This window comes from Pseudomonas sp. GW821-FHT04C07 (assembly GCF_059420325.1).
The window spans coordinates 236,879-255,044 of record NZ_JBWKTM010000008.1; the positions used below are offsets into that span (position 1 = coordinate 236,879).

The 18,166-nt window shown below is 59.5% G+C and carries 17 protein-coding genes; 10 read left to right on the top strand and 7 right to left on the bottom strand.

Going from position 1 to position 18,166, the window contains the following annotated elements; translation table 11 throughout:
• The first annotated feature begins 172 nt into the window (after window positions 1-172).
• From AC07UI_RS16860 to AC07UI_RS16875, 4 genes are all read left to right on the top strand, one after another.
• Window positions 173-949, top strand: a complete 777-nt coding sequence (locus tag AC07UI_RS16860) for an IclR family transcriptional regulator (protein WP_494993558.1) — start codon at window positions 173-175, stop codon at window positions 947-949.
• 298 nt (window positions 950-1,247) lie between these two features.
• Window positions 1,248-2,300, top strand: coding sequence for a Gfo/Idh/MocA family protein (locus tag AC07UI_RS16865; protein WP_494993559.1), 1,053 nt, complete (start codon window positions 1,248-1,250; stop codon window positions 2,298-2,300).
• Window positions 2,301-2,310: 10 nt separating this feature from the next.
• Window positions 2,311-3,126 (top strand): sugar phosphate isomerase/epimerase family protein, encoded by an 816-nt coding sequence (locus tag AC07UI_RS16870; protein ID WP_494993560.1) that lies wholly within the window; start codon window positions 2,311-2,313, stop codon window positions 3,124-3,126.
• Window positions 3,127-3,253: 127 nt separating this feature from the next.
• On the top strand, window positions 3,254-4,132 hold the full coding sequence (locus AC07UI_RS16875) for a DMT family transporter (protein WP_494993561.1): 879 nt from the start codon (window positions 3,254-3,256) through the stop codon (window positions 4,130-4,132).
• Between the two features lie 6 nt (window positions 4,133-4,138).
• Here the strand turns inward: AC07UI_RS16875 and AC07UI_RS16880 are convergent, their stop codons facing one another.
• Both AC07UI_RS16880 and AC07UI_RS16885 read right to left on the bottom strand, forming a co-directional pair.
• Complete coding sequence (locus AC07UI_RS16880) at window positions 4,139-5,761, bottom strand: methyl-accepting chemotaxis protein (RefSeq protein WP_494993562.1); 1,623 nt, start codon at window positions 5,759-5,761, stop codon at window positions 4,139-4,141.
• A 96-nt stretch (window positions 5,762-5,857) separates the two neighbouring features.
• Window positions 5,858-7,195, bottom strand: a complete 1,338-nt coding sequence (locus AC07UI_RS16885) for an MFS transporter (protein WP_494993563.1) — start codon at window positions 7,193-7,195, stop codon at window positions 5,858-5,860.
• A gap of 590 nt (window positions 7,196-7,785) precedes the next feature.
• Here AC07UI_RS16885 and quiC point away from each other — a divergent pair.
• Both quiC and AC07UI_RS16895 read left to right on the top strand, forming a co-directional pair.
• Entirely contained in the window at window positions 7,786-9,696 is a 1,911-nt protein-coding gene (gene quiC / locus AC07UI_RS16890; protein ID WP_494993564.1) for a 3-dehydroshikimate dehydratase QuiC, read from the top strand.
• A 102-nt stretch (window positions 9,697-9,798) separates the two neighbouring features.
• Window positions 9,799-10,476, top strand: a complete 678-nt coding sequence (locus AC07UI_RS16895; protein ID WP_494993565.1) for a TetR/AcrR family transcriptional regulator — start codon at window positions 9,799-9,801, stop codon at window positions 10,474-10,476.
• Window positions 10,477-10,523: 47 nt separating this feature from the next.
• On the opposite strand, the gene AC07UI_RS16900 is transcribed toward AC07UI_RS16895, so the two are convergent.
• Together AC07UI_RS16900 and aroQ are read right to left on the bottom strand one after the other, a co-directional pair.
• Window positions 10,524-11,378: a shikimate dehydrogenase gene (locus tag AC07UI_RS16900; protein ID WP_494993566.1), complete on the bottom strand. Its 855-nt coding sequence runs from the start codon at window positions 11,376-11,378 to the stop codon at window positions 10,524-10,526.
• A 5-nt stretch (window positions 11,379-11,383) separates the two neighbouring features.
• Entirely contained in the window at window positions 11,384-11,824 is a 441-nt protein-coding gene (aroQ, locus tag AC07UI_RS16905) for a type II 3-dehydroquinate dehydratase (RefSeq protein ID WP_494993567.1), read from the bottom strand.
• A gap of 324 nt (window positions 11,825-12,148) precedes the next feature.
• Between aroQ and AC07UI_RS16910 the strand changes: the two genes are divergently transcribed.
• Together AC07UI_RS16910 and AC07UI_RS16915 are read left to right on the top strand one after the other, a co-directional pair.
• Complete coding sequence (locus AC07UI_RS16910; RefSeq protein ID WP_494993568.1) at window positions 12,149-12,577, top strand: DUF4160 domain-containing protein; 429 nt, start codon at window positions 12,149-12,151, stop codon at window positions 12,575-12,577.
• Complete coding sequence (locus AC07UI_RS16915; RefSeq protein WP_494993569.1) at window positions 12,574-13,020, top strand: DUF2442 domain-containing protein; 447 nt, start codon at window positions 12,574-12,576, stop codon at window positions 13,018-13,020. Before AC07UI_RS16910 ends, AC07UI_RS16915 begins: the two co-directional genes overlap by 4 nt.
• A 65-nt stretch (window positions 13,021-13,085) precedes the next feature.
• Here AC07UI_RS16915 and trmA read toward each other — a convergent pair whose 3' ends face one another.
• The gene (trmA, locus tag AC07UI_RS16920) at window positions 13,086-14,174 is read right to left on the bottom strand and encodes a tRNA (uridine(54)-C5)-methyltransferase TrmA (protein ID WP_494993570.1); all 1,089 of its coding nucleotides are present in this window, start codon (window positions 14,172-14,174) and stop codon (window positions 13,086-13,088) included.
• Window positions 14,171-15,466, bottom strand: coding sequence for an NCS2 family permease (locus tag AC07UI_RS16925; RefSeq protein WP_494993571.1), 1,296 nt, complete (start codon window positions 15,464-15,466; stop codon window positions 14,171-14,173). The genes trmA and AC07UI_RS16925 overlap by 4 nt, the downstream gene beginning before the upstream one ends.
• Window positions 15,467-15,669: 203 nt before the next feature.
• Here AC07UI_RS16925 and AC07UI_RS16930 point away from each other — a divergent pair, with 203 nt between their 5' ends.
• Both AC07UI_RS16930 and AC07UI_RS16935 read left to right on the top strand, forming a co-directional pair.
• Window positions 15,670-16,125: a DUF4879 domain-containing protein gene (locus tag AC07UI_RS16930; protein WP_494993572.1), complete on the top strand. Its 456-nt coding sequence runs from the start codon at window positions 15,670-15,672 to the stop codon at window positions 16,123-16,125.
• Between the two features lie 67 nt (window positions 16,126-16,192).
• Window positions 16,193-16,744, top strand: coding sequence for a DJ-1 family glyoxalase III (locus AC07UI_RS16935; protein ID WP_494993573.1), 552 nt, complete (start codon window positions 16,193-16,195; stop codon window positions 16,742-16,744).
• 14 nt (window positions 16,745-16,758) lie between these two features.
• On the opposite strand, the gene AC07UI_RS16940 is transcribed toward AC07UI_RS16935, so the two are convergent.
• A complete protein-coding gene (locus AC07UI_RS16940; protein ID WP_494993574.1) occupies window positions 16,759-18,000 on the bottom strand; it encodes an MFS transporter in 1,242 nt (413 codons plus the stop codon).
• Window positions 18,001-18,166: the final 166 nt, after the last annotated feature.

Sequence of the window (18,166 nt, forward strand, 5' to 3'; positions counted from 1 at the left end):
GAAATATTCAGTAGATTGTTATTTTGTGGAACTTGGTTCCAAAATATACTTAGTCGAATTAGAAACGGCAAGTGACGGGCTACCGACTGATTTCACTCCGGAACGCAGTTCCAGGTTTCGTATTCGGTGTGTTGTCTTCTAGAATCACGCAAATTTCGTCTGGACCCCAACCATGGCCGGCAGTCAAATCGAACGTGTTTTCAGCGTTCTGGAAAGTCTCACCAGTGACCCGCGGGGCCTGCCGATGCAGACCCTGGCAGAGCAACTGGACATCCCGAAAAGCGCCACCCATCGTCTGCTCGCCGAGCTGATTCGCTTGGGCTATGTGCGGCAAAACCCAGACAATCTGCGTTATCACCTGTCAACCAAACTGGTCGCGATGGGCTTTCGTTACCTGGCGAGCAGCGGTGCGGACATCGTTCAGCCAGTGCTTGATCGCCTCGCTCAGGAAACCGGTGAGCTGGTGCGTCTGGGGGTGATCGAGGGCGAGTGTCAGACCTGGATTGCCAAGTCTCAGGGGGCGCGCTCCGGCCTGCGCTACGACCCGGACATGGGCCGTGAAGCGCCGCTGTTCTACACCGCTTCCGGGCATGCCTGGCTGGCTTGTCTGAGCGATGCCGAGGCCTTGTCGCTGGTTGAGCGACAAGCAGCGCACGTTCCAGCGGAGCTGGGGCCGAACGCGCCACGCTCCAATATCGAACTGCTCGAGCGTTTGCGATTGGCGCGTGAACAGGGCTATGCCTGGGTCGAGGAAAGCTCGGCGGTCGGTACCTCGGCGATTGCCGCGGTGGTACGTCATCCGGTGGATGGGCGGGTGGTCGGCGTGCTCAGCGTCGCCGGGCCGAGCGCGCGGCTGCCACAGGCAAGGCTGCATGAGCTGGCGCCGCTGCTGTTGAAGTTTGCGCACGAGTTGTCGGCGGCGAGCCAGGCGTCTGAACTCTTCAGCTGAACCTTTCGGGTTGACCTCAAACCTGTAGCAGCTGCCGAAGGCTGCGTTCGGCCGCGTAGCGGACGCAATCGGGTTTCCTCGTTTCACCTGACGAATCGCGGTTAACCTTCTTACGACCGCTTCGTCCGGATGCGACCCAGATCGAACGCAGCCTTAGGCAGCTGCTACACGGGCGAATCGTCTTCAAATCTGTTCGCTGTTCGCCCAGCATTTTGTTTTTCTCTTGATTGAAACTGGAACTGAGTTCTAAATAATTTTAGTTCAGCGTCCCGAGAACAATCACAAGAGGATTTCCGCTTTGAACCCGTCACTTCGTATCGCTCTGATCGGCGCCGGCAACATGGGCCAGCAGCATTATCAACACCTCAAACATCTGCCCGAGGCCACGTTGTGCGCGGTGGCCGATCCCGGGCCTCAGGCCGTGAACATTGCGGCGCAATGGGATGTGCCGTATTTCGCGGATCATCGGCAGATGCTCGAGCAGGTACGGCCTGAGGCGGTGATCGTCGCCAACCCGAACAACCTGCATGTCGGCACGGCGCTGGATTGCCTGGCGATGGGCGTGCCGGTGCTGCTGGAGAAACCGGTAGGCGTGCACATGGACGAAGTGCGCGAGCTGGTTGCCGCCTCGAAAGCCACGGGGGTGCCGGTGCTGGTAGGGCATCATCGGCGACACAATCCGCTGATCGTCCACGCCCATGAACTGGTGCGCAGCGGCGCGCTGGGACGGCTGACCACGGTCACCGCGCTTTGGCAATTGCAAAAGCCCGACAGCTATTTCGAGACCCCCTGGCGTCGCGAACCCGGCGCCGGGATGCTGCTGACCAACCTGATCCATGACCTCGATTTGCTGCGCCACCTGTGTGGTGAAGTGCGCCAGGTTCAAGCCATTACCAGCAACGCGGTGCGCGGTTTTGCCAATGAAGATTGCGCGGCGGTGTTGCTGCAATTCGACAATGGCGTGCTCGGCAGCCTGACCGGCTCCGACGCGGTGGCGGCGCCCTGGAGCTGGGAACTGGGCTCCGGTGAAAACCCGATTTATCCATGGCAGTCCGATCAACCCTGCTATTTGTTGGCCGGGACCCGCGGTGCACTGAGCATCCCGCAGCTCAAGCGTTGGCAGTACGCCGAGGCCGGTGCCGGGTGGCATCAGCCGTTGCTGGCGGTGCAGGAAAGCTTCACCGCGGATGAGGCGTTGCGTCTGCAACTGCAGCACTTTGTTCGGGTTGCGCGAGGTGAAGTGGAACCGTTGGTGAGTGTCGCCGACGCCGCTCGCACCCTGGCGCTGATTGAAGCGATTCGTGAAGCCGCCGAAACCGGTCGTGCTTGCGCCCCAGCCCACATTGGATGAAGTGACGATGATGAACGAACGCGTTTTTTCTCTGGCAGCCCTGACGGTTCTTGAGCTTTCACCTCCTGAGATGGTCGAAGTCGCAGCCCGCGCGGGCTACAGTCATGTTGGCTTGCGCGTAGTGCCGGCGACGCCTGAGGAGCATCACTTCCCCTTGGTCGGCGATACCGGTTTGCGCCGTCAGACGATGGCGCGGCTGCGCGATACCGGCATACAGGTGCTGGATGTCGAGATCCTGCGGCTCAAACCGCAGACCTGCGTCGCTGATTTTGAGGCGATCATCGCTGTGGGCGCTGAACTGGGTGCCAGTGAATTGCTGGTCGCCGGTAACGATCCTGATGAACGTCGACTCACCGACAACGTTGCATCGTTGTGTGATCTGGCCGGTCAATACGGTTTGCATCTGCATCTGGAGTTCATGCCCTGGACCGATGCGCGCAACCTCGAGCAGGCTGTGCGCATCATTGAAAACGCCGACCGCGAGAATGGTTGCGTGCTGGTGGATGCTTTCCACTTCGACCGCTCGGGATCGCGCCTGGAGGATCTGGCCAGGGTCGCGCCGTCCCGGCTGCGTTATGCACAACTTTGCGATGTGGCGGGACCGCGACCGGACGACATGCAGGAAGTCCTGCGCCAGGCGCGTAATGAGCGGCGTTTCCCTGGTGATGGCGATTGCGATTTGCTCGAGCTGTTGCGTTGTTTGCCAGGCAATCTCCCTTTGAGTCTGGAAGTCCCTACCGCGCGGTTGTTGGAGCAGGGTGTGAGTGCCCTGCAGCGGGCGCAGATGGCGCTGGACAAGACCCGGGTGTTGTTGGAAAACCTATAGCTGATCGTTCCCACGCTCCGCGTGGTAACGCATCCATGGACGCTCTACGTCCGCTTCCAAAGTGACGCAGAACGTCACGGTATGCATTCCCACGCGGAGCGTGGGAATGATCAATGAAGAGAATCCCATGACCCTCAGCACACCCCTTTCCGGCGTCAATAAGCCCTTTAAAGGCATTGTGTTGATCGTCGTGGCGACCTTTCTGTTTTCCAGTCATGACGCGCTGTCGAAGTTCCTCTGTGGTTTCTATCCGGTGGTGATGGTGGTCTGGGCGCGTTATCTGGTTCATACGTTGCTGATGGCCGGCATCTTTGTGCCGCAGTCCGGCCTTCGGGTGTTGCGCACCAAGCGGCCGCTGCTCCAATTGCTGCGGGCGCTGTGCCTGCTCAGTACCAGCCTGTTGTTCACCACGGGATTGCTGTTCATCCCGTTGGCCGAAGCTACGGCGGTGAACTTTCTTGCTCCGGTATTGGTGACAGCCTTGTCGGTGCCGTTGCTGGGCGAAAGGGTGACGCGTGGCCAGTGGGTGGCGGTGCTCTGCGGCTTTATCGGGGTTCTGATCATCGTCCACCCCGGCGGTGAACTGTTCACCCCGGCGGTGCTGTTGCCATTCTGTTCGGCGCTGTTTTTCTGCTTCTATCAGTTGCTGACGCGCAAGCTCAGCGAGTACGACAGTCCAACCACCAGCAACTTCTTCGCCGGCCTGTGCAACACCTTGGTGATGAGCGCGTTGGTGCCGTTCTTCTGGCAAGTACCGAGCTTCAGTCATGGCTTGCTGATGCTGGCGCTGGGCGGTTGCGGCATGACCGCTCACTTGTTCCTGACCCAAGCCTTCCGCCACGCGGCGCCTGCGTTGCTGGCACCCTTCAGCTATTGCCAGATTGTTTTTGCCGGCCTGTTGGGTTGGTTGCTGTTCAAGCACACCCCTGACCTCACCACTCAGATCGGGATACTGGTGATCTGCCTGAGTGGCCTGGCCGCAGCGTGGCAACAACGCCGCCGCTGACATCGATCAAAACCTGAAGCGCACTACCAGGCTTTGCAACCCGGCCGCCAGCCGTGACAGCTCGTGGCTGGTAGCGCTGGTCTGGGTGGACGCACCGGCGCTTTGCAGGGACAGGTCGCGGATATTCAGCAGGTTGCGGTCGACCTCCCGGGCCACCAGGGCCTGTTCCTCGGAGGCGCTGGCGATTACCAGATTGCGCTGGTGGATCTGCTCCATGGTCCGGGTGATTTCAGTCAACGCCTGACCCGCATGTTCGGCGATAGCCAGGGTGTGGGCGACGCGTTGGCTGTTGCTATGCATCGATAGCACCACACTGTCAGTGCCGCCCTGAACCCGGGCGATCATCTGTTCTACTTCCCGGGTCGATTGCTGAGTGCGATGAGCCAGAGCGCGAACCTCGTCGGCAACCACGGCAAAGCCGCGTCCCGCCTCACCGGCCCGTGCGGCCTCGATGGCGGCATTGAGGGCGAGCAGGTTGGTCTGTTCGGCAATGGCGCGGATCACATCGAGCACCTTGCCTATTTCCCGCGACTGTCCGGCCAGGTCCTGGACCTGATGCAGGGCGGATTGCACGTCGTTGCTCATTGCCCGGATAGCATCCAGAGTCTCGGCGACTCGTGTCTGACCGCGGGTCGCTTCGAGGGTCGATTGGCCCGTGGCGTCGGAGGTCGAGACTGCATTGCGTGCGACCTCTTCAACGGCGGCGGTCATTTCATTGACCGCTGTGGCGGCCTGCTCGATTTCGTTGTGTTGCTGCTGCAAACGGTTGGAGTCTTGTTCCGTGCTCTGGCTCATTTGTCCGGCCGCGCTGGCCAGTTGCGTAGACGTGCCGCTGATCAATTGCAGGGTTTCGCGCAGGCTGGTTTGCATACTCGCCAAGGCCCTGAGCAGGCGTGCGGTCTCATCGGTGCCGAGGCTCTGGATAGGGCTGCTCAAGTCACCGTGGGCGACCAGCTCGGCGATCTGAACGGCCTGACGAATCGGGATGACGATGCTGCGAATCAACAGCCAGGCCAGGCACAACGTCAGCAGGGCGACGGCGATCAATGCACCGATCACGGTCATTTTCACTTGGGAATAGAGTGTGTCGGCATGGCTGGCCGACTGGCTGACTTCATTGGCCGTAAGGCTCATCAGTTCGGCGAACTGATCGCCGGTCCGGGTCGAGTAATCCTGGATCTTGCCGTTAAGCAGCGCGCTCATTTCCTCGCTGCGGTTTTGCCCGGACAACTGTTCGTACTGATCCAGCGCCTGACGGTAACTCTGCACGGTATTGACGAATTGTTGGTATTGCGGGCGATTGTAGTCACCGACCAAGGGCGCGAACCGACCCATAGCCTGCTCCAGCCAGCCTTCTACCAGATGCAGACGGGCGATGGTCGCGTCGAGCACTTTGGGCTCGCGATTCAGAGCCATGCGCAGGCTGAGCACGCGAATGCTCAGAATATAGTCGCGGATCTCCCCCAGATACTGGGTGCTGGGCAGGGAAACGTTTTCTGTATGTTGACCGGTGGCGCGAACCTCAGCGACCTGTTTGAGGGCGAATAACCCTTGCAGCAGGACCAGCAGGGCGATCAGGCCGAAGCTGATCAACGCGCGTTTGGCGATGCTCAGGTTGCCAGGCGACATGGTGTGAGTTCCTTGGGCGCAAGAGAAAAAAGAGGGGGCAGTGAAGGGCGAGGGGCAAGTACGCAGGCCTGGAGTCCAGGCCTGCGTGGAGGTGGATCAGTCTTCGATTTTCGGGATCTTGCGCGGTGCCATGAAGTACATCCAGATCAGCGCAATGAAGTACATCGCCGGGATCATGGTGAACAGTACGGTGTAGTTATTATGGGTGGTGGTCAGGATGTAGCCGACCAACTGGGTCATGAACATCCCGCCGATGGCCGCGCACATACCGCCGAAGCCGAACACCGTACTCATCATGTGCTTGGGTGTGTAGTCCATCACCAGGCTCCAGATGTTTGCGGTCCAGGCCTGGTGTGCGCCGATGGCCAGGGAGATGGCGAACACCGCGACCCACAGATTGCTCGAGCCTGCAGCCATGATCACGCCGATGATGCAGCAGGCGAACAGCAGCATCGACATCAGCCGCGCTTTGATCGGGTTGACTCCGCGACCGATCAGGAACGAAGACAGAATGCCGCCGCCGACGCTGCCGAAGTCGGCGGTCAGGTAAATGATGATCAGCGGGATACCCATTTGGGTCACGTTGATGCCCAGGTTGTATTGCTGGTTCAGAAATGGCGGCAGCCAGTACAGGTAGAACCAGAACACGGGCGCGGTGATCGCGTAGGCCAGGGCGAAAGCCCAGGTGCCACGCATGCGCAGGATTCGCGAGAAGGGTACGGAAGGTTGTTCCGGCTCGACTTCCTTCTGGATGTAGTCCAGTTCGGATTGTTTTACCGAGGGGTGATCTTCCGGGTTGAAGTATTTCAGGCCCCAGAACATCAGCCAGATCGCGCCCAGTGCCGACATGCAGAGGAACGCGGCTTGCCAGCCCCAGACCTGCAGGATCAGCGGCAGCAGCATCGGCGTGAACATCGCACCGACGTTAGTGCCGGCGTTGAAGATGCCAGTCGCTACTGCACGCTCGCCAGCCGGGAACCACAGCCGGGTGGTTTTAACGCAGGCCGGGTAATTGGCGGCTTCGGTCAGGCCGAGAATGAACCGACAGACCATAAAGCCCGCTGCCGAGGTTGCCAGGCCATGGGCGCCAGTGGCCAGGCTCCAGAGCAGCACGGCGAAGAAGAACACCCGTTTCACGCCGATCCTGTCGATCAACCGTCCTTGCAGGACGAAGCCAACGGCGTAGCCGACCTGGAACCAGAAGTTGATGTTGGCGTAATCCATCGCCGTCCAGCTCATTTCCTTGGCCAGGATTGGCTGCATCACGCCCAGTGCGGCGCGGTCGATGTAGTTCAGCGTGGTGGCGAAAAACACCAGTGCCAGCATGCCCCAGCGGGTCTTGCCGACAGCCATTGCTGCGCGAATCTTGTCACCTACGCCGCCTCTGGCGACGCCCAGATCTGGGGCCATGCGTGAGCTTTGAGAAGGAATCATGTGGGCCATCCGTTCAATGACTGACGAGCATTGCTCGTCGGGACTTCAAGGGCGCGTGATCAATCGTCAGGGTGCGCGGGCTTACGCAGGGCGAACTCAATGATTGATCGGCTGAGTGTTCTCGTCGACTCAAGGCTGGGCCGAGCGGACGAAAGCGGTTTATTCAGCGTGCAAGCACGGTTCAGCCGAGGGCGCGTAGGGCGTCGGAATGAGGGCTGCGGATGGGCGCCAGGCAGGGCGTGTGAAGGGGCGAGCAAGGGAGCAAAGCGTTGGATGCGAGCATGAGCGTGTACCCGATTTTTGAAATTTTTATGGTGTGTTCTGGGTCTTTGGTAACTGAAACCCGCTTTCTTAAGGTGGGTTCAATGTGGTGTCGATGGTGCGCAGTGAGCGAAAAATCGTCAATTCACTAACGGCCATTGTGTTCGATAATCGCCCGAAAAACTAACCAGTTCGTACACTTTGAATTGCTGTATGGATGGCTCGGCTCAATAATTCACACCGCTAACCCCGTAGCAGCCTTCGGCAGCTGCTACGAAAAGCGTGCAGGTCCTCTAACAAGATCAGCCCATTTCACCGGGAGTTGAAACATGCAGCGTTCCATTGCCACCGTTTCCTTGAGCGGTACCCTGCCGGAAAAGCTTGAAGCCATCGCCGCCGCCGGTTTTGACGGGGTGGAGATTTTCGAGAATGACCTTCTCTACTACGACGGCAGCCCGCGTGAAATCAGGCAGATGTGCGCTGACTTGGGCATCGCCATCACACTGTTTCAGCCTTTCCGTGATTTTGAAGGTTGCCGCCGCGATCGTTTGTCGCGCAACCTCGAGCGGGCCGAGCGCAAGTTCGACCTGATGCAGGAACTCGGCACCGATCTGGTGCTGGTGTGCAGCAACGCCTCGGCAGACAGCGTCGGTGATGAGCAAATCCTGATCGACGACTTGCGCCTGTTGGCCGAGCGCGCTGGCGCTCGGGGCCTGCGGATTGGCTATGAAGCGCTGGCCTGGGGCCGGCATGTGAACACTTATCAACAGGTCTGGAACATCGTCCGTCAGGCCGATCACCCGAGCCTTGGCGTGTTGCTGGACAGCTTTCACACCCTGTCGCTCAAGGGCGATCCGAGGGCCATCGCCGAGATTCCGGGCGACAAGATCTTTTTCGTGCAAATGGCCGACGCACCGATTCTGGCCATGGATGTTCTGGAGTGGAGCCGGCACTTCCGCTGTTTCCCTGGTCAGGGTGAGTTCGACCTGCCGGGCTTCCTCGCGCCAATCATCAAGAGTGGCTACACCGGACCGTTGTCGCTGGAAATCTTCAACGACGGTTTCCGCGCCGCGCCGCCCCGGGCCAATGCCGCCGATGGTTTGCGCTCCTTGCTGTACCTGGAAGAAAAAACCCGCGAGCGCCTGCAACAAGAAACTGTACCTGCGGCTAACCTTGATACTCTGTTCGCCACGCCTGCGGCCAGCGAGTACGACGGCATCGAGTTTCTCGAGTTTGCGGTGGACGAAAGCCTTGGCGCCAAACTGTCTCACTGGCTGGAGCGCCTGGGGTTCGTCAAGGCCGGTCAGCATCGTTCCAAGAACGTCAGCTTGCTACGCCAGGGCGATATCAACCTGATTCTCAACTCAGAGCCCTATTCATTTGCCCACAGCTTTTTCGAAGCTCACGGGCCGTCGCTGTGCGCTACGGCGATTCGGGTCAAGGACAGCGCCAGCGCACTGGCTCGGGCTGTTGCTTACAAAGGCCAGCCTTATCGCGGTCTGGTCGGGCCGAATGAGCTTGAGCTGGCGGCCGTACGGGCGCCGGATGGCAGCCTGATTTACCTGGTGGATCAGGACGTCGACGGCAAAACCCTCTACGACACCGACTTCAATCTGCAACCGGCGCTGATCGCCAGCGGCGGTCTCAAGCGCATCGACCATATGGCCATGGCGCTGCCGGCGGACAGTCTCGACAGCTGGGTGCTGTTCTACAAAAGCCTGCTGGATTTCGAGGCCGACGATGAAGTGGTACTGCCCGATCCTTATGGTCTGGTGAAGAGCCGTGCGCTACGCAGCCGTTGCAGCTCGATTCGTTTGCCATTGAACATCTCCGAGAACCGCAACACGGCGATTTCACACGCCTTGTCCAGTTACCGCGGTTCTGGGGTACACCACATTGCCTTCGATTGTGACAACATCTTCGCCGAAGTCAGTCGGGCCAAAGAGGCAGGGGTGCCGCTGCTGGATATCCCTCTGAACTATTACGACGACCTCGCGGCACGTTTTGATTTCGACGACGAGTTTCTCAGTGAACTGGCGTACTACAACGTGCTGTATGACCGCGACGCGCAAGGCGGTGAGCTGTTCCATGTCTACACCGAACCTTTCGAAGGGCGCTTCTTCTTTGAAATTATCCAGCGCAAGAATGGCTACTTGGGTTATGGCGCGGCGAACGTCGCGGTGCGCCTGGCAGCGATGGCCAAGTCACGCAGTGGTGGCGTGCGGCAGGCCAAGTTGTAAGCGTTTGGTAACGGCGGTCAGAAACGGCCGCCAGTGTCCTTTCCTTCACTGCGCGGCGCGGCCCATAATCGCTACCTGTGCAGTGATGGCCGTGAGCCCGGAATGACTATGACCCCAGACCTCTCTGTAGCGCCCGATGAGCCTGCTCTCGAGCCGCGCAAGAGTCGCAAGAACAACCCGGAAAAGACCCGCGAGAATATTCTTCAAGAGGCTATTGTCGAGTTCGTCCAGCAGGGGCTTTCGGGTGCTCGCGTTGATGCCATCGCCGAGCGTATCCACACCTCCAAACGAATGATCTATTACTACTTCGGCAGTAAGGAGCAGCTCTACGTCGAGGTTCTGGAGAAACTCTACGGCGATATTCGCAGCACCGAGAGCCGTCTGCACCTGGCTGAGCTGGAGCCCCGTGAGGCGATTCGGCGGCTGGTGGAATTCACCTTCGATCACCATGATCGCAACGTCGATTTCGTGCGCATCGTCAGCATCGAGAACATTCACAATGCCGAGTACGTGAAGCAGTCCGACGCGATCAAGGCGATGAACAACACCATTCTGGATTCACTGGGGGAGATTCTTGAGCGCGGTGCCGAGGAGGGCGTGTTCCGCCGTGGGCTTGAACCACTGGACGTACATTTGCTGATCAGTTCGTTCTGTTTCTACCGCGTCTCGAACCGCAATACCTTTGGCGAAATCTTCCAGATCAATCTGGCGGACGAAGCGATCAAACAGCGCCATCGCGAAATGATCAGCGAGTCGGTGTTGCGGTATTTGCAGGCCTGAGCTGTGGCGAGGGGCTTGCCCCCTCGCCACACATACCTGTGCATCTCTTAGCTATTCATGCTCTGAAAGTGCTCAAGCATTCGCTGCGCATCCGGCACCACGCCGCTGAACAATTCAAACGCCTTCACTGCCTGAAACACCGCCATCGTGCCGCCATCCAGTGTGCGACAGCCTAAAGCTCGAGCGTTGCGCAGCAGTTCGGTTTCCAGCGGGAAGTAGACGATCTCTGCGATCCACAATTCTGCTCTCAGTAACTCCACCGGCACTGGCATTCCAGGCAGCTTGGCCATGCCCATCGGTGTGGTGTTCACCAAGCCATCGGCTTGCGCCAGTGCGCTCGGCAGATCGCTTCCCGCACGGGCGCGACCGGCACCGAAGTGCTTGTTAAGGTTGTCTGCCAGGCTTTGTGCGCGGCTGGTTTCCACATCGAAAATGCTCAGCTGTTGCACACCTTCGCTCAGCAGCGCGTGGGCAACCGCCGCCCCGGCACCGCCTGCGCCCATTTGCACCACGTGCCGGCGGGCGACGCCATTCAAGCCACGCCGAAAACCTTCGGCAAAGCCCAGACAATCAGTGTTGTGGCCGATGCGTTTGCCATCCTTGAGCACCACGGTGTTCACCGCGCCGATGCCGCTTGCCTCAGGTGAAAGTTCGTCGAGCAACGGGATGATCGTTTGCTTGCACGGGAAGGTGATGTTCAGCCCGGTAAAGTTCATCCGCTCGGCGGCCAACAGCAGCTCGGGCAGGGCGTTGCTGTCGAGTTTCAACGGGTCCAGATCGATCAACCGATAGAGGTAGCGCAAGCCCTGGGCATCGCCTTCATGCTCGTGAAGTGCGGGTGTGCGCGATGCCTGGATGCCCGCGCCAATCAGTCCAGCCAGTACACCGGTTTTCTGCGACATATCGATTACCCCTTCAACTGCTGGCTGAAATGCTCCAGCGCCAGGCGATAGCCGTTGCTACCAAAACCGCAAAGCACGGCCTTGGCAATCGCCGACACAAACGAGTGATGACGGAACGGTTCGCGAGCATGGACGTTGGACAGGTGGACTTCGATCACCGGCAGCTCACTGGCCACCAGTGCATCGCGGATTGCCACCGAAGTGTGGGTCCAGGCCGCCGGGTTGATCACGATCCCGGCGCAACGGCCGCGAGCGCCGTGAATCCAGTCGAGCAACTCGCCCTCGTGGTTGGTCTGGCGAAACTCTACCGCCAACCCGAACTCCTCTGCGGCACGGCCGCACAAGGCAGAAATGTCAGCCAGGGTTTCATGGCCATAAGTCGCCGGCTCACGGGTGCCGAGCATGTTCAGGTTCGGGCCGTTGAGCACCAGAACGATAGGGGACATGTGGGGTATCTCCGCTGTTATTTTTGGCTTTGGCTGAGAGAGTCAGCCTGTGGGGATAAATTGTACTAACTAGTTACTTCGGTCAATTGAAGACATGCGGCAGGCGAAAAAAGGCAGAAATAAGTGTTCGGTGATCGGACATTTCGGCCAGGGCAGAGGGCAGGGTCGTAAGAATTGCTTACGGCTTGGAGCCGCAGGACGAGGGGCTTTGCCCGCTGGCAGAACTAATCTCAAGTCCGGGCAGTGGCATGGAAAACTGCCAGCTGTCGGATTCATTAAGGAAAAACGAGCCAAGTGGCTTATTAACCTAACGGATGGGTTAGCATGAAAATATGCAACTACAAGGGATTGGCGATGGTGCTCATGCTGCGAGACGAACACTGTCCGCCTCACGTGCATGTCGACGGAGGCAGATGGAGTGCTCGTTTCAAATTCAGCTTCTGGCATAACGGCGTTGAGCTGTGGGATGTCATCCCTTATGCCCGTCGACCGCCTTTGGCGATCCTGGAGGGCTTGCGTCAGGAGCTGAAACAACCTGCTCATTTGCAGCGTGCGCGCAGTATTTGGTGGGCCAAAATTCAGACTGCCTGCCTGGATAATCAATTGTGGGATTGGCAGGCAGATGAAGTGGTCGCAACGAAGAGGCCTGGCAGCACGACCTATCTGATTGAGTCGGCTCGTTATGAGCTAGAGGGCAATAGAACCCTGCTGGAGCTGGTTGATGCGCCAGACAGGGTGGAGATCGAACTATGAAAACGATAAAGGCCAGGGTGCCATTCGATGGGCCGGTAACCGAGGCCGTTCTGGATGAGGCGATAGAACGTGGTCAGGCTCGCCGCAGTTGCGGGGTCAATGCGACCACCGTGAAGTTTCAGGAGCAGCGCCTGTCTATCGGTTTTGAAGATGGCAGCGCGATCCTGCTGCCGGTGAAGAACTATCCGGAATTCGATGATTTCAAGGGCGAGGATTTCGCCGGACTGGAAATTGGCTTTGCAGGTACGGCGATCTGTCATGAGGCGCGGGATTTACAGGTATCCATTGCTGGTCTGATATCGGCCAGCAAGCCGTTGATGGACATGGCAGCGGTAGTGATCGCCTCGCGCAATGGACGGCAAAGCAGTGATGCCAAAGCGCAGGCGGCCCGTGCTAACGGTAGAAAGGGTGGTCGTCCGCGCAAGGTCGATGTCACCCTTTAAGCTGCCCGGATGACCCATGCAAAACAGCCATCATTGCGACGGCTGTTTTGTAGGTCAGAGCAGTTTCAGCGCCGGGTCAACAACACCCCGGACTCCATATGATGAGTCCATGGGAATTGGTCGAACAGCGCACAGCGGGTGATGCGGTGGGTGTCGTGCAGTTGGGCGATGTTGGCCGCGAGGGTTTCCGGGTTGCACGAGATGTAGAGGATATTCTCGAAGCGTCGGGTCAGCTCGCAGGTGTCCGGGTCCATACCGGCGCGCGGTGGGTCGACGAACACGCTGCCGAACTCGTAGCTCTTGAGGTCGATGCCGTGCAAACGGCGGAACGGGCGAACCTCGTTCAAGGCTTCGGTCAGTTCTTCTGCGGACAAACGCACCAGGGTGACATTATCCACAGCGTTTTCGCTGAGGTTGCTCAATGCGGCATTCACCGAGGTCTTGCTGATTTCGGTGGCCAGCACTTTGCGCACACGGGTTGCCAGCGGCAGGGTGAAGTTGCCGTTGCCGCAATACAGCTCCAGCAAGTCATCCGAACGCTCGCCGAGTGATTCGAACGCCCAGTTGAGCATCTTCTGGTTGACCGTACCGTTGGGCTGAGTGAACGCGCCTTCCGGTTGGCGGTAGCTGAACGTGCGGCCGCCGACGTCGAGCTTCTCGACCACATAATCGCGGCCAATCACCTCGCGCTTGCCCTTGGAACGACCTATCACGCTGACATTCAAGTCGGCGGCCAGTTTTTCTGCGGCGACTTGCCAGTGCTCATCCAGCGGGCGGTGATAGCACAGGGTGATCATCGCATCGCCAGCCAGGGTGGTCAGGAAATCCACCTGAAACAGCTTGTGGCTCAATGCTGCGCTGGCTTGCCATGCCGCCTTGAGCTGCGGCATCAATTGATTGATGCGCAGGCTGGCGATCGGGAACTCTTCGATCAGGATCGGCGTGCGATTGTCCCCCGGGGCGAACATCGCGTAGTGGCGCTCGCCGTCTTCACGCCACAGGCGGAATTCGGTACGCAGGCGGAAATTCTTCAGCGGTGAGTCAAACACCTTAGGCTCGGGCGCATCGAACGGCGCCAGCAGTTCGCGCAGGCGCGCAGCTTTTTCGTCGAGCTGACGGGTGTAGGCTTCGGTGTCGAAAGACGGAGCACTCATGCGTTGAACCAACCCAGCTTGATCACAAACAGAATCGACAGAATCACCAGCGCCGAGTTCAGTTCACGACCACGACCGGACAGCACCTTGATCGCGGTCCAGGAGATGAAACCGAAGGCAATGCCGTTGGCGATGGAATAAGTGAACGGCATCGCCAGGGCGGTGACAACTACAGGCGCGGCGACAGTGATGTCGTCCCAGTCGATTTCGGCCAGGCCGGAGGTCATCAGTACCGCGACGAACAGCAGGGCGGGCGCGGTGGCGAAGGCTGGAACGCTGCCGGCCAGTGGCGCGAAGAACAATGCCAGCAGGAACAGGATCGCCACAACAATGGCGGTTAGACCGGTACGGCCGCCGGCGCTGACGCCCGCTGCCGACTCGATATAGCTGGTGGTCGTCGAGGTGCCCAGCAAGGAGCCTGCCATGGCCGCAGTACTGTCGGCGATCAGGGCGCGACCCATTTTCGGCATGTGGCCGTCTTTGCCCATCAGGCCGGCGCGTTTGGCCACGCCGATCAGAGTGCCAGAGTTGTCGAACAGATCGACGAACAGGAAAGCGAAGATCACGCTGACCAGACCGATGTCCAGCGCGCCTTTGATGTCCAGTTGCAGGAAGGTCGGCGCCAGGGGAGGCGGCATCGACATCACGCCGCCGAACGGGGTAAAGCCCAGCGCGATGGAAACAATAGTCACCGAAAGAATGCCGATCAGCACGGCGCCACGAACCTTCAGGGCTTCAAGAGCGACGATCAGGGCGAAACCCAGGGTGGCGAGGATCGGTGCCGGTTGTTTCAGATCGCCCAAGCCAACCATAGTGGCTGGGTTACTGACCACGATGCCGGCGTTGTGCAGGGCGATCAGTGCCAGAAACAGGCCAATACCGGCGGCAATCGCCGAGCGCAGCGCCAGCGGGATGCTGTTGATGATCCATTCGCGGATGCGGAAGATCGACAACAGGAAAAACATCACCGCCGAGATGAACACCGCCCCCAGTGCTACTTGCCAGGTGTGGCCCATGTGCAGGACTACGGTGTAGGTGAAGAAGGCGTTCAAGCCCATGCCCGGCGCCAGAGCGATCGGGTAGTTGGCGATCAGGCCCATCACGGTCGAGCCGATGGCCGCCGCCAGACAGGTCGCGACAAACACTGCACCCTTGTCCATGCCGGTCTCGCCGAGGATGCTCGGGTTGACGAACAGAATGTAGGCCATGGCCAGGAAGGTCGTGAGGCCCGCAAGAATCTCGGTCTGCACGTTGGTGTTGTGTGCCTTGAGTTGAAACAGCCTTTCCAGCATGTCTGCTCCCCGTGGCGCGCCCGGCGCCGTGAATGTATCGACTCAAACAGCAAAGCACAGTCTGCCTGAAGCACCTGTTGATTTTCTGTGGGTCGGAAAAAGCCGCGCATCATACCAGTAGCTTGCACCAATGACTGCGATCCTTGGCGTTGTTTTGCCGTAGTGGGTAGTGGGGCATACTGCGCGCAAGTTTGGGGGTAGATATGTATTGCACAAAGAACAGTGTCGTTTTGCGTCTTGGGTTGTTGGGTGCCCTGCTAACAGGGGCACAAACCGCCTTGGCTGCTCCGGCCCCGCCGTTGAGCGAGGTGAAAATTCTCAAGGTCCAGTCGCCGGTCTGTGGCCTGGAAGACGTATCGGATGGCCGTGAACAGACCCACTGCAATCACGGCGGTGGGACTATCAGGGTTTTCGTGCTGGAGCAGGGTTATGGCCGAAACCCGATTGTCGCGTTGGACGGTTTAGCGGTGAGTGGTAATAAAACGAGGGTCTGTGCGGCCGCCGGCAATGGTTTGGGGGCGTGTTCCGATTCGGCGAAAATAGTCGGTTATCTCTATATCTTCGATCTGGTCGGCAAACAGGAGGGCACCTTCACCTTCAGTAACACGTCCATCAACGCGCCTGGAAACACCCTGTCAGCGCAGATCTACATCAAGTAATTGCACTCGCCGGACGCTTATAAGGAAAGCTGACTAAGCTTTAAGGATTATTGTGTGGAAACAGCCCATGACCTTTAGAGCTCTGATCACCCTCGCCGAAGGCATCGACGACCTGCAAAGCGTGACCCTGATCGATGTACTGCGCCGCGCCGGGATTGAAGTGGTGGTGGCCAGCATTGAGTCTCGGCGCATGCTCACTTGCGCGCGCGGTACCCGGCTGACGGCCGACGCCATGCTGGTGGATGTGCTGGCACAGCATTTCGACTTGATCGTACTGCCCGGCGGTGTGGTCGGCGTCCAGCACCTGGCGGCCAATCAACCCTTGCTGCAATTGGTCACGGACCAGGCTGCGGCCGGACGTCTGTTCGCCGGCATCGCCGAAGCCCCGGCGCAGGCCTTGCAGACTTATGGCGTTCTGCGCCAGCGGCGCATGACCTGCCTGCCAACAGCCAGCCATCAGTTGTCCGGCTGTAACTTCATCGACCAACCGGTCGTCGTCGACGGCAATTGCATCACCGCCCAAGGCTCCGGCGCGGCGCTGCCGTTTGCGCTGACACTGGTTGAGCAACTCTGCGGCAAGGCCAAGCGAGCGGCGTTGGCGGGGGAGTTGGTGGTTTAACCGCGAAGGGCTCCTCAGGCGTTGGTTTCGACACTCGCGACCGCATGCATGCGGTCGCGTTTGGCCAGTGTCGGAAACAGTTTGATCCATGCGCCGGTGACCATCAGCGTACCGATCCCACCGAGCACCACAGCCGGCACGGTACCGAACCAATGGGCGGTCACGCCGGATTCGAATTCACCCAACTGGTTCGAGGCACCGATGAACAGGCCGTTCACGGCGCTGACCCGGCCGCGCATTTCGTCCGGGGTCTCCAGTTGCACGAAGGAGGCGCGGATCACCATGCTGATCATGTCAGCGGCGCCCAGCACCACCAGGACCGCGAGGGAGAACCAGAATGAGGTCGATAAGCCAAAGGCGATGGTCGCAACGCCGAATACGGCGACGGCGGTGAACATGATTCGCCCGACGTTGCGCTCCACGGCAAAGCGCGCCAGCCACAGCGACATCAGCAAGGCGCCGACAGCAGGGGCCGAGCGCAGTAACCCCAGGCCCCATGGCCCGGTGAGCAGGATGTCTTTGGCGAACACCGGCAGCAATGCTGTCGCCCCCCCCAGCAGTACGGCGAACAGGTCCAGGGAAATCGCCCCGAGAATGTCCGGCCGACTGCGAATGAAGCGAATCCCGGCCAGCAGCGAGTCCAGCGTCGCCTTGCCTTTGTTCAGCGGTGTCTGTCGGGCGGGCAGGTTGAGCATCAGCAGGCAGGCAATGATGTACAAAATCACGGTGGGGCCGTAAACCCAGACGCTGCCGAAGGCATAGAGCAAACCGCCCAGAGCCGGCGCGACAATGGTGGCTGATTGTTGGGCTGACTGCGACGCGGCAACGGCTCGCGGGAACAGTGCACCGGGGACGATGGTCGGCAGCAACGCTTGAGTTGTCGGCATTTCGAACGAGCGGGCGGCACCCAGCAGGAAGGCGAGGATGAAGATCATTTCCCGGGTGACGTTGTCGGTGACACTGCCGATCACCAGGGCCAACGCGATCAATGCTTGTAAGGACTGACAGATGGCTGCGATTTTGCGCCGGTCATAACGGTCCGCAACATGCCCGGTGTGGAGCATGAACAGCACCCTCGGGGCGAACTCCACCAGCCCGACCCAACCGAGGTCCAGGACATTGCCGGTCAGTTGATAGAGGTTCCAGCCAATGGCCACGGTCAGCATCTGGAAACCACTGGCGGTAAACACCCGAGCAAGCCAGAACGCGATAAAAGGGCGGTGATGACGCAACAGAAGGGGGGCTTGGCTAGGCATCTGAAAGGCAGGTCTGTGCGGGGGGAAAACGAGACTATCACCAAGCTGTAACCATTGGGTGCTATGGCCGAAAATTTCGTTAGCCAAGCATCTATTTCAACAATGACGACATTCCCTATGGCGAGGGGGCCACTCCCTCGCCACAGTGTCCGGTGAGGCAACCTGT